Source organism: Chryseobacterium culicis (genome assembly GCF_002979755.1).
Taxonomy (GTDB): Bacteria; Bacteroidota; Bacteroidia; order Flavobacteriales; family Weeksellaceae; genus Chryseobacterium; species Chryseobacterium culicis_A.
This window is the reverse complement of the sequence record NZ_PCPP01000001.1, coordinates 1,532,483-1,549,557: the sequence shown is the minus strand read 5'-3', so window position 1 is coordinate 1,549,557 and position 17,075 is coordinate 1,532,483. Positions and strand designations below refer to the sequence as shown.

Here is a 17,075-nt window from a genome sequence, read left to right as displayed (position 1 = left end):
CAATTTAAAAATTGGAATACGTGGTATATATTATTAGCAGCTGCATTAGTATTGCAGATTGCATTTTATTATTGGTTTACTAAATTCTGGGCATGAGTAATATAGATTGGACAGTTCTTATTTTTACCCTTGTTGCAGTGGTGGTTTACGGCGTATTTATCGGTCGTGGGCAAAAAAGCAACGCATCCTACCTGAAAGCAGATAATAAAATGCCTTGGTATATTGTCCTTTTAGGGATTATGGCCACGCAGGCAAGTGCCATTACATTTCTTTCAGCACCAGGCCAGGCATATACAGACGGTATGCGTTTCGTGCAGTATTACTTTGGTTTGCCTTTGGCGATGATTGTTATCTGCATTACTTTCATCCCAATTTTTCAACGCTTAAATGTTTACACCGCCTACGAATATTTAGAAAACCGTTTTGATAAAAAAACAAGGGTACTCACTTCACTGCTATTTCTTTTTTCAAGAGGCTTATCCACAGGAATCAGCATTTATGCTCCAAGTATCATCTTATCAAGTGTTTTAAACTGGAATATTTATTTAACCAATGTTCTGACAGGTGGTATTCTGCTGATTTATACCTATGTTGGCGGAGCAAAAGCAATTGCTCACACCCAAAAATTACAGTTTCTTATTATTCTGGGAACAATGGCCTTTGCAGGTTATTTGCTTATTCAAAATATGCCGAATGGAATCGGTTTTAAAGATGCGCTTTATCTGGCGGGGAAATCCGGAAAGCTCAATGTAATCACTACAGAATTCGATTGGAAAGATAAATACAATATCTGGAGCGGGCTTATTGGTGGTTTCTTTCTTGCGCTTTCTTATTTTGGTACAGACCAGAGTCAGGTTGGGAGATATATCACTGCGAAAGACAATACCAACGCAAAAATGGGTTTGCTGTTGAACGGATTGGTGAAAATCCCGATGCAATTTGCTATTCTTCTGATTGGTGCTTTGCTTTTCGCATTCTTTTCTCTAAAACCGGCTCCGATTTATTTTAACGAACGCTCTTACCAATATTTAAAGGAAACAAAACCTGAACAGGCTGCCGTTTTCGAAAAAGAACATCAGGATTTACAAATAAAATTTAATGCAGAATCGAAAGAAATTCTAAAGCTGAAAGAAACTCAATCTCCCCAACTCAAAAAAACGATTCAGGATTTTAAAAATACTCAAACCCAGGTAAAAGAACTTCACGGAAGGGTAGAGGAAGCGATCAATCATTCAAACTATAATGCGGAGAAAACGGATACGAATTACATTTTTCTGTATTTCGTGAAAAACACCTTGCCTGTAGGAATGATCGGTTTACTGTTTGCTGTCATTTTTCTGGCCAGCTGGGGTTCCATTTCAGCTGCACTGAATTCTCTTGCCGCCTGCTCATTAAAAGATGTTCATTTGATATTTAGAAAAGATATTCCGGATGATGCCACCGAATTGAAGTACAGCCGACTGCATACTTTAGCCTGGGGTATTTTTTCAATCGGTGTAGCCATGTTTGCCACGCAGATGGGTTCCCTTATTGAAGCGGTTAATGTATTGGGTTCTCTTTTCTACGGACCGATATTGGGAATTTTTCTGGTCGCATTTTATTACAAAAAGATCAATGGTGCGAATGTATTTATTGCTGCCATTTTATCTGAAATTACGGTTATTGCCGTGTATCAGCTAGATATCGTTTCTTTCCTTTGGCTTAATGTAATCGGGGCAGCGGCAGTCATTATATTTTCTACAATTGGATTACTGTTTTATAAACCGAAAGCAGTAAATTCGTAAACGAACAATAATAAAAACAAACAAATAAAAATAATATGAAAACAATGATTAAATCTGCTACAGTACTTTTCGCAGCAGTGACGCTTTCAGTAAATGCTTTTGCACAGGAAACTAAAAAACCTGCCAGCCCTCCGGCTACTGCTACGGGAAAAATTAAAGATGCTACCATTACAATTGCTTATAGCAGTCCTTCTGTTAAAGGGCGTACAATCTGGGGCGGATTAGAAGCTTATGATAAAGTTTGGCGTGCGGGAGCCAATGAAGCAACGACCTTCGAAACGGATAAAGACATTACCGTTCAGGGTAAAAAACTGCCTGCAGGTAAATACAGCTTTTTCTTAATCCCTAAACAAAGCGGAACCTGGACCGCAATTTTTAACAAAGAGCCAAAACAATGGGGCGCTTATAAATACGAACAGGCTAAAGATGCTTTACGTGTGGATGTAAAAACAAAAGCTTTACCGGCAACACAGGAAGCTTTAGTGTATAAAGTAAACAATAATGGAATCACAATGGATTGGGACAAAATTTCAGTTCCTGTTGAGATCAAATAAATTTAAATATAAGAAATTAAAATCCCGTTAATTCGGGATTTTTTTGGTTAAAACTTTGATATTGTATTACTACTGAGGTAATTTCGGCCTGTTTATTTCAAAACAGAATAAGCATTTTACGCCTACAATGTTGAGCACAAAAACAATCAGAGCAGAAATAATCTGCTCTGATTTTATTTTTTGTTTAATGATAAATACCTTCTAAAAATAGCATATACCTTCCGGGCTGAAATTCTCCATAGGAAAACAGATAGATCCCATCATTCTTTTTCAGATAATGAACTTCCAATCCCTCTTCAGATACATATTTTTCAATGAAAGTGTTTTTTACATTCAATCCACTTTCTCTGACAATGGTTTCAAAACTTTCATTATCTATTTCTTTTTTTAAATCTCTTAACGGACTGTTATAAAAATCAATCAGTTTGATTTTCTGATTTTCAATTTCAAAAATTTCTTTTAGACATTCTTGTTCATCGCCATCAAATAATTTTTGCCTGGTTATTTCGTTTTTTATGATCATATCTGATTAGTTATAAGTTTTAATACATTCTTAATGATAAACTTTGTTTTTAAAAGCTTATCTAACATGATTTTGAGTTTTTATATCAATTTTTTATCCTTCAATCATAGTGGGATATAGTGATATTCCCCAGACGATATCTTTCAGCATATTGGCATAATCTGTATTGGCTTCTTCTGCAACAAAATTTCTTGCTATCATTACTGCCATTGGATATTTTTGATAAGCTTCGTCTTTTGTATAAACTTCATTATTGTCAATGACTGTTTTTTTGATATCCAGTAATTGATTATAAAAAGAAACATTCATTGGATTATCAGGAGATCTTTCGTATTCTTCTTTTGCCTGTAATAAGGCTTTTCCAACTATTTCACGATAATAATTTTTCGTTAACTTGTCTTCTAAATCTGTATACATTTATCTATTTTGTTTAATTAAATTGAGTTTTTGGTATATATAGCTGGCTTCCACCACCTTCTGTATGAACTGAGATAGGGTTACCTTCTGAGTCAATTCTTGACCATGTGTCATCAATTTTAGCTGAAGTACTTCTTAAGGCTTCTGCATCTTTTGGTAATTTAGTTATTTCTTTATTAACATCTCTTAGCTCTTGCGTTTGTTTCCAACCATTATTAGGATCTCTGACATTATACTTATCTGAAACTCCAAGCTCATTCGGTGTATTGAGCGGATTATCAGTATAATAGTCTCCTCTTAATACCGTTCCTTCCGTATTTACCTTTGTGTATTGTATTAATTCTGTTCCTTTTGGCAGTTTAACGATTTCGATTGGGCTACTAAAGTCAATCCCTGCAATATGAGATTCAATATCTCTCATTTTCATATCAGGATTATGTTTAAGATAAAACTCAATAGCTTGTTTTTTTCTTAAGTCAATAATGGCATCTATATCATCTACTGCAGCTTTGCTTATGATGGTGGCTTTATCGTCTTTTACTAAATTTTCTTCCTCATTTTTATTATTTCTAATTTTTTTCCCTTTAAGGGATCTTGCTTTAGCTAAATTAGTATTTTTTGATGTTTTACCGATAGGTTTTATATATCCTTCTTTTATTAAATCATTGATAGATGCCGGCAGTTCATACTGAATACCTCCACCTTTTTCTCCAAACCAAGGGATGATTTCTCCTTCACTGACTTGAGTGATATCTTTCAATACTTTATACCTTGTATAAGTTTTACTATCTGTTCCTTTAGGTAAAGCTCTGTCTGTATAAGGTGTACCATCTTTTCCTGCAAAGGTTCCTCTATCCTGGAAAACTCCATTTTCATCGATCCATCCACCATATCTGTCAAAAATGCTTCCTTCTTTTAAGGTAACCTCTAGGGTGCTTGTTGCTCCACGGTTTGGAGGCCAGTTTCCATTGAGATTCTTATCCGTAAACAATTGTTCTAATTGTTTCCAGTTTTTATTTTTAAATAAATCATAAGCCTGTTTTGCTATTTCATCAGATGGAAAACCGGTTTCAACAGATTTTAGGAACTTATTAAAATCGGGTTGTTTATAAGTATTCTCTAGAGCGTGTACTGCTGGTTTATTGCTGACTGTGTTTTTAGGTAATTTTCCGCCCATTAAATTTTCTGGCGTATCAATAAATTCGCTATGCTGCTCCGGGTTGTAAGGTTTTTTTGAGGTTTGCTTGGATGTTTGTCTTTTTACCTTTGGCAGTTTCTCTAATTCTGCTCCTTTTAAGTTTTTACTGCTTAGCACCAGCAATCCTGCAGTTAATGTCAATTGTCCTAAAATTTTAACGATAGCATCTATTTTTTCTGCTGTTGTTAAGTTTTTATTATCATGGATATCCTGTATGCTTTCTAAACCATTAGCTGTAATCATCACTGCAGCAGTGCCATTAAGGGCAAAATCAGTTAAAATGATATACTGCATCCCTGTTGAAGATATTTTTATAATAGAGGATGCCCTAGCGATGCTGGATAATGAGCCTGCCATCCCTAAAAAGCTGGAAGCTATCATAATGACATCCAAAGTCAGGGTTTCGTTGGTCAATGTTCCCTTTTGTACTTTATCAATAATGCTGGCGGTTCCGGAAGTGACACCTGTGGCACCTGCAGCTATAAATAAGTAAGGAGCAATAGGCGCTGCCGGCGTAAATGAGGCTACCAATCCCGCAACTGCGAAACCTAAAGAAGCCCAACCCGCTCCGGTGGAAAGCGATTCCCAAAGCGATGCTCCATTAGTCGTGAAATTACCTTTTAGGGTAGGATAACCTAATGTATTGGACGGAATTTCATAAGCCAGAATACCATCCGGATAGGTGTTTTTGCTGTCAAATTCTTCAAATAAATCTTTTAAATTATTTCCTTCATAAGTACGCTGATGCTGTACACCCGGAGTAAGATCTGTTAATACATAATTGGCTGGATTTTTTTTGCTTTTTCCTATAAATAAATTGAGTGACAAGGTTTCTGTTGTTTCCTCGTTGATGGCTACGGCTTTAATAGCTAATGCTGTGTTGGGAGCAATGCTATTAAAGCTTTTATCAATGGTTTTCTTATATTCTTGTACGTTTTTTAGAGCCTGATAATCATCCTTTGGTAAGATAACCTGTCGGTAAGATGCTTCCTGGCCTGTTGGATTATTATTTTTGTCTAATACCAGACAATGAATGGTATAAACACCTGTAAGTGAACCTAAAAAAGCAGCTTTTGACTGTGAAGAATTCATATTCCATCCGTCTCTGCCAAAATATTCTCCTCTTTTATAGCCATGTACAGTGGCATTTTTAGCATATTCTACCCCAAGTAATGCGCTGGCCCCATCAAACATTTCTTTAGGAGTGTTGATTTCTGCAAACCAGAAATAATGATGATCTTTAGAGATAGGCTTTCCTTTAATTGAATAGTAAGACTGTGGAATATGATTAATATCTGCAGCACTTACTCTTGCAGGATTTTCACTAAATGATGCAGATTCAATGTAGAAATCCGGATTGCTTTTCTGCTCTTTGGATGCTCCTTTTGAAAGATTGAACTCAATAAAGGCTACCTGCTGTCTGAAATCTGAATAATTTTGGATTTTATTCTTTTTTAAATCACCAGCTGCCGCCTCTTCAAGGGTCTTAACCTGATATTCTTTGGTTAAGGCTCTGAATTCATTTGTTAGGGTATTTTCTATGATGAATACAAATGTATAATTCCCTGATTTATGGGTGTTAATAGAAAATTGGCTGATTGCAGTTCCATCCTGTCTGAATGTTTTAGTATCCTTTCTAAAAGGGTATTCAAACAAGTTGTACACTCTGCCTTCATTCTGGATTAATACTTTTCGGACAACTTCCGGATCTTTAGGCCTGTTTCCTTCAGCATACATAACAGGGGTTTCATATTGATAGGTACAATCAAATTCTATAGGTTGTCCTTCTATAGCATACTTTGTCTTAGGCTTGATCCATGATCCTTTACCTGTGACAATAACTTCCTGCAACAGCTCACCTTCTGGGTATGCTGGCTCTGGCTCCAGCGCTGGTTGTGGCTCTTCATAGTTGGCATATAATAACCGTATCGCTTTAAATAAGTCTTTGTTGCCTAATTCTTCATATAAATCCTGTACTAACCCTACTTTTCTTTTAGGTTTGTATGTTGCGTCATAATATTGAATAAGCTCATATCTTTCTTCATAGGAAAGTTTTTCTAAAGCCCTAAAAACTTTATCTTCATCAGTTCCTGCAAAAATCCCTAGGGTTCTGTGTTCAAAAGCTTCGTACAGCATTTTTGCACGCTCAGAAACAGGCAGTCCAATTTCTTTCTGACTGTTTAAGAAATTCAATGCTTCATTCATTTTCAGCAAGGTTTCCCTATTAAGAGTTCCGGAAGTATTAATATTATTCTTACGTTGAAAATTGATGATCCCGGTCTTTGTTTCATTCCAGAAAAGATTCTTGTTTTCAGAGGTTTTATGTCCTAATGTATTAAGGGCGTTATGAAGTGTTGAAACATGCTGTCCTTTGTCAAATAATTGAATAACAGATGCATTTTTTTCTACTTTTCTAAATGCTCTGTTTTTAAAAGGATCGTATGTTATTTGGGTAGATTCTGTTTTTGCGAGGGATATTTTGCTGTCCTGATCGGTGATTTGCTCATGCTTATCTTTATCCTCTTTACTATGGGTGTTTTGCTTATCGGACCTGCCAGCCCTGGGGGCAAATGTTTTTTTGTGTCTGCTCATGTCATGGGTTATTAGATGAGTTTTTATTATGCTGTGCTAAGGTGTTATTCTGTTTTTTGTACAAATGGGCTGAGTCGGGATTGATTTTTTCCAAAAGCCTTTTCATTTTCTATCATTAAATAAGTGCTTATTAATGAATAGGTAATACGGGTTTCATTACGGTCATGTAATGCCATTGCTACATTTTTCATAATGTTTCGGATATTAGCACCGGTATAGGTATACTCTTTGGTTAAATGTTGTAAAAGATCATTACTTTCAAAAGTTATGTTTTTAGGCAAATAATGCTCCCAAAGGGCTTTTCTGGTTATTTCTGTGGGACGTATTACATTGACAGAGATATCGATACGGCGTTTGAAAGCATCATCCATATTATTTTCAAAATTGGAAGCCAGAATTGTTAATCCGTCAAATTTTTCTATTCGCTGCAATAAATAGGAGACCTCCTGATTGGCGTAGCGGTCATGAGCATCTTTTACATCAGAACGTTTTCCGAACAAAGCGTCAGCTTCATCAAAAAACAGCATACAGTTTTTCCCCTGCAGCCTGTTGAATAATACTTCAAGATTTTTCTCAGTTTCACCAATGTATTTGCTCACTACCTGTGAGAGATCTACATGGTACATGTCAATACCATATGCATTAGCAAGAATTCCGGCAAGCATCGTTTTTCCTGTTCCCGGAGCACCGTAGAATAAAGCAATGAAGCCTGGTTTAAAGCTATGATCATCGGTTTTGAAAAATCCGTTTTCCAATGCTTTTATATAATGTCCAATAGGTTTTATCTGATCACGCACATTATCTTCCAAAATAATATCTTCCATGGTGAGATCAGATTTGTAAAGCCTGCCGGGAAAGTAAGAACCATGGTCCAGCTGTGGTTTCTGACCTGATAAGAAATAATTGAGATAAGCGGTATCCAATTCAATTTTTCCATGAATAAATTCTGTTGAAGAACGGTTGTAAATAAGATCATTTTTCAACAGTACACTGCCATGGATGAGCTGTGCACCATACTGTGACCACAGTGACAAATCCTTACCTGCCAGCAAAAAAAGTGCAGTTTGAAAAGTCGGCTTAAAGCTGCGGCTGATTTTATCATATTCACCACCTGCTTCAATAGCAAATGCATTGCTGCTTTCTTCTATCTGTACAAAGGTTTTGAGGATAGACGGATAATGAGCCGAAGCAATGCCCAGCGCTAAAATGATTCTGTCCAGAACAGTAAGCTGGTGGGTGTTTATCGTAATGGAATAAGGAGATTGGTCCTCTGATTTTGGCGGTTCAGGTATTTCATAATCCCTATTCAATTCTATATCATCTTCCAGAAACAATTCTTTGCATCGCTTTTCGATAAGGGATTGCAGCCATTTCATTTCTTCATTTAAAGAGTTATGATTTACAGTATTGGAATGGAGTAAGGGGTTAATTATTTCTGTTTTTTCATTAATAGGTGTTTTTATTAATGATGAGTGTTCATGGTTAATAGGAGATTTCATAATCTTATTTTGAATTAATAGGGTTGCAGTGAGGGTATTGCTGATGTAAAATCAGCAACTTCAGAGATTTGGAAAGCTTCAGAGGACTTAGAAAATGTAACCTGTTATTACCAGTTTACGAATATGAATTTTTTCTGCCAGGGTAGCTTTACGAGACCTATTCCCCACGAGAGTTTTTCAAGGAGAATATCCTGTGTTTTTCGTTCTACGGTAAGGGTGTAATCAGAGTCGGTGATGACTAATTTTCCTGGTCGCTGGAAAAACTCGTTTTGCAATAATGCAGCAGATGATTTTTTCATGGGAGCCCAGTTGTGCTGTATACTTTCTATTACATTTTTAGCCTGTGTTTTATGCTTACGTGAAAGTTTAATATGCCTGTTAATTGTTTGATGCATTGGGATGTTACACAGGAATTTTTCAAAAATCATGTCGTACTCAGGAGCATTTATTTTTCCGGTGGCGATATAATGCAGGAGATGGGCACACAATTCAGGATCAGTGAGCTGCTGGGTTTTTGGATCAAGAAGCTCACAGTGTTCAAACAGAGTTTTGATGAATGGATGGATCAAAATAAGCCCTGCATTTTGAATGTATTGTCCTTCGTTCTGATTTACCTCTTCCTGAACTGTAGCATTTTTTTCCTGAATGGTTTCTATTGAAGTTTTTACATTTTCAGGTTGATCCGCAGCATTCGTTTTGAGGCTTTCAGAAATTTCATTTTCTGTAATAAAAGGGAATATCTTAACTATTATTTTCCTGTTCTGATGATTGCTTTTTGTTTGTGATAAGCCCATCTGTTCTATTGTTGAAATTTCCCGTAAAAGATACTCCCGGGGATGAGGATTGGATGTATTCAGATACTCCGATATTACATCGAAGATCAAACGCCAGATGGCAATTCTATCCGTATGATTCAGTTTTGATAGATAATGTATTGTATCCGTTTCCAGGTTGATCTTCAACTCCTTATTTTTTAACATTGCCAGGCATAATTGTGCAATTTGTTCATTGGAAAGCTGATTGATAAGCCGATTTCGGACATTTTCTTTTGAAAAAACAGATACAATATTCCTTTGAAAATTATCACCCGAAATAAGACGGTTAAAAACCTTTGGTTCCAATATAGCCATAGTATTGCTCTCAGAATTCCACCAGGGCATAGCTCCTTTTTCTAAAAAATAGATCAATGCTTTGAGCATCTTTTCCTGATTGTCTACCAGATAGGCTTTAGGATCACTTTCTATTTCCTGATGAGAAGTTTCAATGGGTTGAGTAATTTCTGACAGTTCATCTTTAAAGAGTTCAGCTATTTGATCTTTTAACTCTGTATCTAATGCGCTGCTTTTTACATCCACATTTAATTCTAAACGGGGAATCTGCAAGGTATGACCAGCCAACTTATATTCTAAAGCCCTGATATGATTTTCTATTTCCGGAAAAACATCAATAGACAAAAAGCTGTTAATATCATCTTTTATACGCAATGCCTTTTCTTTGTTGTTGACGGTAATTTCAAGAAAAACTTTCTGAATGATATGATTTTGCTTCACATTAAAGAGGTTTAAATGATAAAATATTGGGAATCGTCAGACAGTCTTACTTTTTGTCGAACTCGCCACCCCAGAAACTTGCAGGACAAAGACTTAATTTTGATCTTTGCTTGGCACTCAATCTGCATCCGCAGCCTCTGATAAATCCGTCTTTTGGACCATCTATTACTTCCAGGGTCTCTGGATTGAGCCATTTCATGGCGTTACAATTGTTGCCGTTTTTTAAAGGACATGCATTACAAATTTCTTCCCTTAAAGAGAAAATAGCTTCTTCATTTTGGTCTGCCACATCCAATTTTGAACGTAGCTCATTAAAATGGCCGCCAATGATTTCATTGCGCTTACTGAAAAGATTTTTAATGTTCATATGATTAATGTTTTTAAAATTATTGGGTCAAAATTAGAAAGAAGAGGTGCTATTTTTCAAATGATAAGGCCGCTCTATTCTGTCTTTGCAGTAAAAGGCAAAATCATTTCCTAATGATAAAGATTTATATTTTCCGGAAACTGGCGGATGCAAAAAAGCCGATCTTTCTCATCAGGAAATCATATGTATTTTTGGGAGACTCATACTTTGAGACAATCAATCATCATATCCTATTATTTACCATTCAAAAAATGTGGGACTACTAGAAACATCCATTTGATTTAGGGATAATCATCTGTTGAAATACCATGATTTTTTTAAGCAGAATAAGACTCCGTTAACAGATTGAAATTTGACCCTTATGAGAGGAGGAAAATCTTCGTGTTAAAATTTGATTTTTCAATATCGTTTTTAACGTATTTATCTTCAGTGTATTAATGGTGTTGTTTTTAGTTTTCTTCTATGAGAATTAAAATCCGATTTACTGCAAAGACTGTATTGAGCGCCCAAAATATTTGTCTTTTGAGGGGGTGTGATTGTATGTTTGCACCATAATAATTAAGAACAGAAATTATGATTAATAAAGTATTAACAGTTTTAAAAAATCAGCTAAATGCTCCGGATGGTTTGTGGGATCCTAACGTTCCTAACGAAATTGAAATTGCTGTTGTTGATGACATTGCAAAACATGATGACAACACGGAAGGACTTAGTAACAAAGTAGTAATTAGTCTGCTCAATATTGAGGAAGAATCAACATTGAAAAACAGATCAAGGTATCAGCCGGTTGTGGTAGAAAACAATCCGGTACGATATGATAAAGAAAGTACTCCTGCTTACTTAAATCTATATGTAATGATCTCTGCCAACAGAAGTACATACAGCAAATCTTTACTAAGTATTTCAAAAGTTATTGAAGTATTTCAGGCTAAGAATGTATTGGAATATGTTGACCTTGAGCCTCAAAACAATTTCAGTTTCAGAATAGAACTGCATTCCATTCCCTTTGAACAGCTAAGTTACGTCTGGGGTTTATTAGGCGGAAAAATAATGCCTTCTGCTTTATATAAAATCAGTGTGATCAAGATTTCAGCTAAGGATATTGTCCCTGTTAAATTAATTAATGACATTAATATACAAAGTATTAAAGTTGATTAATCATAAAAACAAAAACTAAAAACTAATAACCCTTTAAACTTTTAAACATGTTAAATCCAGCAACACCAGGTGTTTCTGTTGAAGAAATTACAAGACTTCCCTACTCAGTTGCCTACATAGAAACAGCTATGCCAGCATTTATTGGGTATACCGAACTTCTCCCTGTTGGGTATAATGAGCCCTTCATCATCAGTTCTCTTTTAGAATATGAGCAATATTTTGGAAAGGCAAAAGAAGAAAACATCCAGCTACAGGATGTAGAAGGCAAAGGAGCAACTATTGTAGCCCCTCAGGTACAATTTTTAATGTATTATTCGCTGCAAATGTATTTTGCCAATGGCGGCGGACCGTGTTATATCATTTCTGTAGGGGATTATACCTCAGCAGAAGTACAATTATCCTCATTGGAAGCAGGACTGGCTAAAATCGATCATAAAAAGATTAAAGAACCGATTCTTATTATTTTCCCTGATGCTATTTCGCTCACCAATGAATCCGAGTTTTACAGCATTTACAATCAGGCTATTGATAAAGCTAAAGATGAGGATAAAAACAGATTTGTTATACTGGATACCTATTATGGAAATTCTGTTATCCAATCCAATAATCTTACCACGATTGAATCTTTTAGAAGTAAAGTAGACCCAACTAATCATGCGGCAGCTTACTTTCCTCACTTAAAAACTATTTTGAATTATACTTTTGATGAAACTAAGACCCCTATAGTACATACCGGTTTACAAAAAGCAGGACAGGGAAGTGCTCTTTTTTATGCGGGTGAGATTGCTGCTTTAGATGAATTAAAAAGTTTAGCGAGTGCCGAAATCTCAACCGGGTCTGCGGATGCTTATGTTCTTGCCGATTTATTAGATCAGGCTATTGCGATAGCAGAAGAAGTGAATGAAACAGCTGATGCAGGCGATAAGAAAAGTGCTTTAACAGAAGTAATTGATGAGGCAAAAGTTGTGTTGGAAGCGATATATGAAGGAATAATAGATGATTTTATGATTCCCGATGGTTTCGACGAAAATGCACCGGTTTTCAGTGGAGAGTTTGAGGCATTAAAAACTGCCATTCTTGAAGTAAAAGACGAAAAAGGAGATGCCAACGGGATTACATTTAAAAATCTGGAATCATCCAATTCGGCATTGTACAATCAGGTGAAAAAAGAAATGCAGTCATTAAAAGTTGTTTTACCGCCCTCATCAGCAATAGCAGGAGCATATGGCAGAATAGACAGCACAAGAGGAGTATGGAAAGCTCCGGCAAATATCAATATTAGCCATGTCATTACTCCGACAGAAAAAATTTCCGATCAGGAACAGGCTGCATTACATATGGATGTTTTAGGGAAGTCAATCAATGCGATCAGAACTTTTACAGGAAAAGGTACTTTAATCTGGGGAGCCAGAACCCTTGAAGGAAAAGATAAAAATAATGAAGGGAAAGATAACGAATGGAAGTATGTACATGTACGCCGCTATTATAATATGATGAGACAATCGATCAATGATGCACTCAACAAGTTTATGAATGAGCCTAATATCCCTCACACATGGTTACGGGCAAAAACAATGTTAGAAAATTTTCTTAACCAGCAATGGATGGAGGGTGCATTAGCGGGAAGTACTCCGAAAGAGGCTTATGAAGTAACCGTGAAAGGAGTAGAAGGAACTACTATTATGAATGTAGACCTTAAAATAGCATTAGTGCGCCCGGCAGAGTTTATTGTACTCAATTTTTCGCACAAATTGCAACAGTTCTAAAAAGATAAAATCAATCACGAATAAATATCCGAAGTTTTACTTCGATGAATAATTAATATTAACGTAAAATTTTTTAAAATGAATTACAAAACCCCTGGAGTTTACGTGGAGGAACAAGGAAAATTTCCCCCTTCCGTAGCGCAAGTTGAAACGGCTATCCCTGCTTTTATTGGGTATACAGCGGATGGACCGAAAAATAAACCAACGAGAATTGCTTCGATGTTGGAGTATGAAGAAGTTTTTGGAAAAGCAAATCCGGAAATCTTCGCTGTAGCTTTCAAAGATGGTGCTGCAACAGCAATTCCAACCAAGGTAAGCGACTTTAAAATGTATTATGCCATGCAAATGTATTTTGCCAATGGTGGTGGCCCTTGTTATATTGTTTCTGTAGGAGATTATAAAAGCCAGGAGGCAGTAGGTGCTCCTAAACCGGCAGAAGCTTTTTTATCCGGTCTTGAATTATTAAAAAAAGAAGACGAACCTACACTGATCGTTTTTCCGGATCTTCAAAGTTTAGCTCCTTCTGCTGCTGATATTGCTGCTGCTTCTGCTGTTGTTACCACTGCAGTATATGCTAAGAATGTTGCTTCTGCTGCTAAAGGCATTGCAGGGGTTGTTGCAGACGCTGTTTTAGGAGCTAATGTAGATGCTGCTGTTGCTGCTGCCGTTGCTAAGGCCGCTGAGTTTAATGTTGCTAATCCTAACGACTTACAGATTGCTGGTGCTAAGGGTGGGCAGGCTGTGGTAGTTGCGGTTAAGGGGGCGGCTGCGGTTGCTAATGCTACTGTTGCTACTGTTAAGGCTGCTGCTCAGGCTGTTGTTACTGCTCTTGAAACAGATTTTACTACAGCTACTACGATGGAGACTGATGCTCTTGCTGCCAGCAGTCTTGTTACTTCCAGAGCAGGTGATCCTGTTGCTATTGGGAAAATCTATGCTTTGTACAATAAAGCTTTAGACCAGGCAGAATTGTTAAAAGACAGGTTCGTCATTATGGATATTCTTCAAGATGTTGCTGCTTTTAGAGATAAAGTAACTTCTACAGGTCTGAAATATGGTGCGGCTTATTATCCAAGACTGAAGACTGTTTTAAGCTATGATTTCAAAGATGCTGATGTTTTAGTTACCGGTGCATCTGGGATTACAACTTTAGCTGCATTGAAGATTGCTAATTCTGAAATGTATAATCAGGCTAAACAAGCAATCGAGTCTGCATCAGTAGTGCTGGCACCATCATCTGCAATGGCCGGAGTTTATGCCAAAGTAGACAGTACTTCCGGAGTATGGAAAGCGCCTGCTAATGTAGGGCTTAGTTTAGTAGATGTTCCTGCCGTAAAAATCTCTACCAAAGAGCAGGATCTGCTTAATGTAGATACTACATCAGGAAAATCAATCAACGCGATCAGAACTTTTGCTGGAAAAGGAACATTAGTATGGGGAGCAAGAACTTTAGACGGAAACAGCAACGAATGGAGATATGTACCTGTACGTAGATTCTTCAACATGGTAGAAGAATCTGTGAAGAAAGCTACAGAACGTTTTGTCTTTGAACCGAATACTGCCAATACATGGGTTCGTGTACAGGCTATGATTGAGAATTTCCTTGATCAGCAATGGAGAGATGGAGCATTGGCAGGAAGCAAGCCGGAAGAAGCGTATTACGTAAGCGTTGGTCTGCACAAAACAATGTCGGCTCAGGATATTTTAGAAGGAAGAATGAACATCGAGATCGGTATGGCTGCAGTTCGTCCTGCTGAATTTATCGTGCTCAATTTTTCACACAAATTACAGGAAGCATAAAATCAATTAAATAACAATTAAAATTAAAAATAAATTATGAGTACATATCCATTAGTAAAGTTTGCCTTTGAAGTAGATTGGGGAGGAACAAAAGTAGGATTTCAGGAAGTCAGCGGTTTAAATGTTGAAGCAGCTTTAATCGAGTACAGACACGGTGCAAGCCCTGATTTCAGTAAGATTAAAATGCCTGGAATGAAAAGTTTCAGTAACATCACCTTAAAAAGAGGAACTTTTAAAACTGATAACGAATATTTCGATTGGTTCCAAAGCATTCAGCTAAGTACAGTAGAACGCAGATCTATCACGATCTCCCTTTTAGATGAAACAGGAGCTCCTGCAGTAACATGGAAAGTGAAAAATGCATTCCCACTTAAATTACAATCAACAGATTTAAAAGCTGAAGGTAACGAGGTGGCTATTGAAACCCTGGAAATTGCACACGAAGGATTAACTATAGAAAATAACTAATATTAACTTTAAATTTTTAACAAATGAATTACAAAACACCTGGAGTTTACGTAGAAGAAATTGCGAAATTCCCACCATCTGTAGCACAAGTAGAAACGGCGATCCCTGCTTTTATCGGACATACAGATAAAGGACCAAGAAATGAACCGACAAGAATCTCTTCTATGTTGGAATACGAAACGATTTTCGGAGGAGCAAACGATGAAAAAACAGCGTTCTCCGTTACGATTGAAGATACTGTTGTAACGGCAAAAATAGACAACGTCAAGCTAAGTCCTTATAAAATGCATTATGCTATGCAAATGTATTTTGTCAACGGTGGCGGACCATGCTATATTGTTTCAGTAGCGGATTATGAAAAAACTCCTGTCTTAGGAACAGAAACGCTTGTAGGCGGTTTATGGTTCGGATTGAAATCATTAGAAAAAGAAGACGAGCCAACACTTATTGTTTTCCCGGATGCTGAAGTTTTAGGAGCAGATGCTTACAAGTTATACAATAAAGCTTTGGATCAGGCAGAAGATTTGAAAGACAGATTCGTTATTATGGATGTTTTTGCAGATGCAGATGCTTTCAGAGCCGGAGTAGATGCTACAGGTTTAAAATATGGAGCTGCCTATTATCCAAAATTGGAGACTGTTTTAAGCTATAGCTTTGATGATAAAGATGTTAAAATCGAGAGCTATAAAGAATTAAATAACTTAGGAGTTCTTGTAGATGTTACAATGCCTCAAAATGGAAATACTTTAGCATGGTTGAAATCAAGAAGTTCAACGTTGTATAACCAGGCTAAAAAAGAAATTGAATCTAAAAGATTGGTACTGGCTCCATCTTCATCAATTGCCGGAATTTATGCTAAAGTAGACAGCACTTCCGGAGTATGGAAAGCACCAGCCAACTTGGCAATCAGCAATGTACTGGCACCTGTTGTAAAAATTTCTAATGAAACGCAAGACGGTCTTAACGTAGATGCAGTAGCAGGAAAATCAATCAACGCGATCAGAACTTTTACTGGAAAAGGAACGCTGGTTTGGGGAGCAAGAACATTAGACGGAAACAGTAACGAATGGAGATATGTACCTGTACGTAGATTCTTCAACATGGTGGAAGAATCTGTGAAGAAAGCTACAGAACGTTTCGTTTTTGAACCGAATACTGCCAATACATGGGTTCGTGTACAGGCTATGATTGAGAATTTCCTTGATCAGCAATGGAGAGATGGAGCATTGGCAGGAAGCAAGCCGGAAGAAGCGTATTACGTAAGCGTTGGTCTGCACAAAACAATGTCAGCTCAGGATATTTTAGAAGGAAGAATGAACATCGAGATCGGTATGGCTGCAGTACGCCCGGCTGAATTTATCGTGCTACGTTTTTCACATAAATTACAGGAAGCATAAAA

General features: G+C 36.8%; 13 protein-coding genes. 7 read left to right on the top strand and 6 right to left on the bottom strand.

Going from position 1 to position 17,075, the window contains the following annotated elements; translation table 11 throughout:
- The first annotated feature begins 92 nt into the window (after positions 1 to 92).
- Together CQ022_RS07145 and CQ022_RS07140 are read left to right on the top strand one after the other, a co-directional pair.
- A complete protein-coding gene (locus CQ022_RS07145) occupies positions 93 to 1,784 on the top strand; it encodes a sodium:solute symporter (protein WP_105680755.1) in 1,692 nt (563 codons plus the stop codon).
- 35 nt (positions 1,785 to 1,819) lie between these two features.
- On the top strand, positions 1,820 to 2,338 hold the full coding sequence (locus tag CQ022_RS07140; RefSeq protein ID WP_105680754.1) for a DUF2911 domain-containing protein: 519 nt from the start codon (positions 1,820 to 1,822) through the stop codon (positions 2,336 to 2,338).
- A gap of 184 nt (positions 2,339 to 2,522) precedes the next feature.
- On the opposite strand, the gene CQ022_RS07135 is transcribed toward CQ022_RS07140, so the two are convergent.
- From CQ022_RS07135 to CQ022_RS07110, 6 genes are all read right to left on the bottom strand, one after another.
- A complete protein-coding gene (locus tag CQ022_RS07135) occupies positions 2,523 to 2,861 on the bottom strand; it encodes a hypothetical protein (RefSeq protein WP_105680753.1) in 339 nt (112 codons plus the stop codon).
- Between the two features lie 93 nt (positions 2,862 to 2,954).
- Positions 2,955 to 3,278 carry a hypothetical protein gene (locus CQ022_RS07130; protein ID WP_105680752.1) on the bottom strand — a complete coding sequence of 108 codons (324 nt, stop codon included), beginning with the start codon at positions 3,276 to 3,278 and terminating at the stop codon, positions 2,955 to 2,957.
- A 13-nt stretch (positions 3,279 to 3,291) separates the two neighbouring features.
- Positions 3,292 to 7,068 (bottom strand): glycohydrolase toxin TNT-related protein, encoded by a 3,777-nt coding sequence (locus CQ022_RS23160; protein ID WP_105680751.1) that lies wholly within the window; start codon positions 7,066 to 7,068, stop codon positions 3,292 to 3,294.
- Between the two features lie 44 nt (positions 7,069 to 7,112).
- Complete coding sequence (locus CQ022_RS07120; protein WP_105680750.1) at positions 7,113 to 8,567, bottom strand: ATP-binding protein; 1,455 nt, start codon at positions 8,565 to 8,567, stop codon at positions 7,113 to 7,115.
- Positions 8,568 to 8,674: 107 nt separating this feature from the next.
- Complete coding sequence (locus CQ022_RS07115; RefSeq protein WP_105680749.1) at positions 8,675 to 10,117, bottom strand: contractile injection system tape measure protein; 1,443 nt, start codon at positions 10,115 to 10,117, stop codon at positions 8,675 to 8,677.
- A 46-nt stretch (positions 10,118 to 10,163) separates the two neighbouring features.
- Positions 10,164 to 10,484: a hypothetical protein gene (locus tag CQ022_RS07110; protein WP_105720516.1), complete on the bottom strand. Its 321-nt coding sequence runs from the start codon at positions 10,482 to 10,484 to the stop codon at positions 10,164 to 10,166.
- Positions 10,485 to 11,057: 573 nt separating this feature from the next.
- Between CQ022_RS07110 and CQ022_RS07105 the strand changes: the two genes are divergently transcribed.
- The 5 genes from CQ022_RS07105 (at position 11,058) to CQ022_RS07085 (ending at position 17,073) form a co-directional block, all read left to right on the top strand.
- Complete coding sequence (locus CQ022_RS07105) at positions 11,058 to 11,642, top strand: DUF4255 domain-containing protein (protein WP_105680747.1); 585 nt, start codon at positions 11,058 to 11,060, stop codon at positions 11,640 to 11,642.
- A 47-nt stretch (positions 11,643 to 11,689) separates the two neighbouring features.
- On the top strand, positions 11,690 to 13,408 hold the full coding sequence (locus CQ022_RS07100) for a phage tail sheath family protein (protein WP_105680746.1): 1,719 nt from the start codon (positions 11,690 to 11,692) through the stop codon (positions 13,406 to 13,408).
- Between the two features lie 78 nt (positions 13,409 to 13,486).
- Positions 13,487 to 15,208: a phage tail sheath family protein gene (locus CQ022_RS23155; RefSeq protein ID WP_105680745.1), complete on the top strand. Its 1,722-nt coding sequence runs from the start codon at positions 13,487 to 13,489 to the stop codon at positions 15,206 to 15,208.
- A gap of 36 nt (positions 15,209 to 15,244) precedes the next feature.
- The gene (locus CQ022_RS07090; RefSeq protein WP_047378138.1) at positions 15,245 to 15,676 is read left to right on the top strand and encodes a phage tail protein; all 432 of its coding nucleotides are present in this window, start codon (positions 15,245 to 15,247) and stop codon (positions 15,674 to 15,676) included.
- 23 nt (positions 15,677 to 15,699) lie between these two features.
- Positions 15,700 to 17,073: a phage tail sheath family protein gene (locus tag CQ022_RS07085; protein WP_105680744.1), complete on the top strand. Its 1,374-nt coding sequence runs from the start codon at positions 15,700 to 15,702 to the stop codon at positions 17,071 to 17,073.
- Positions 17,074 to 17,075: the final 2 nt, after the last annotated feature.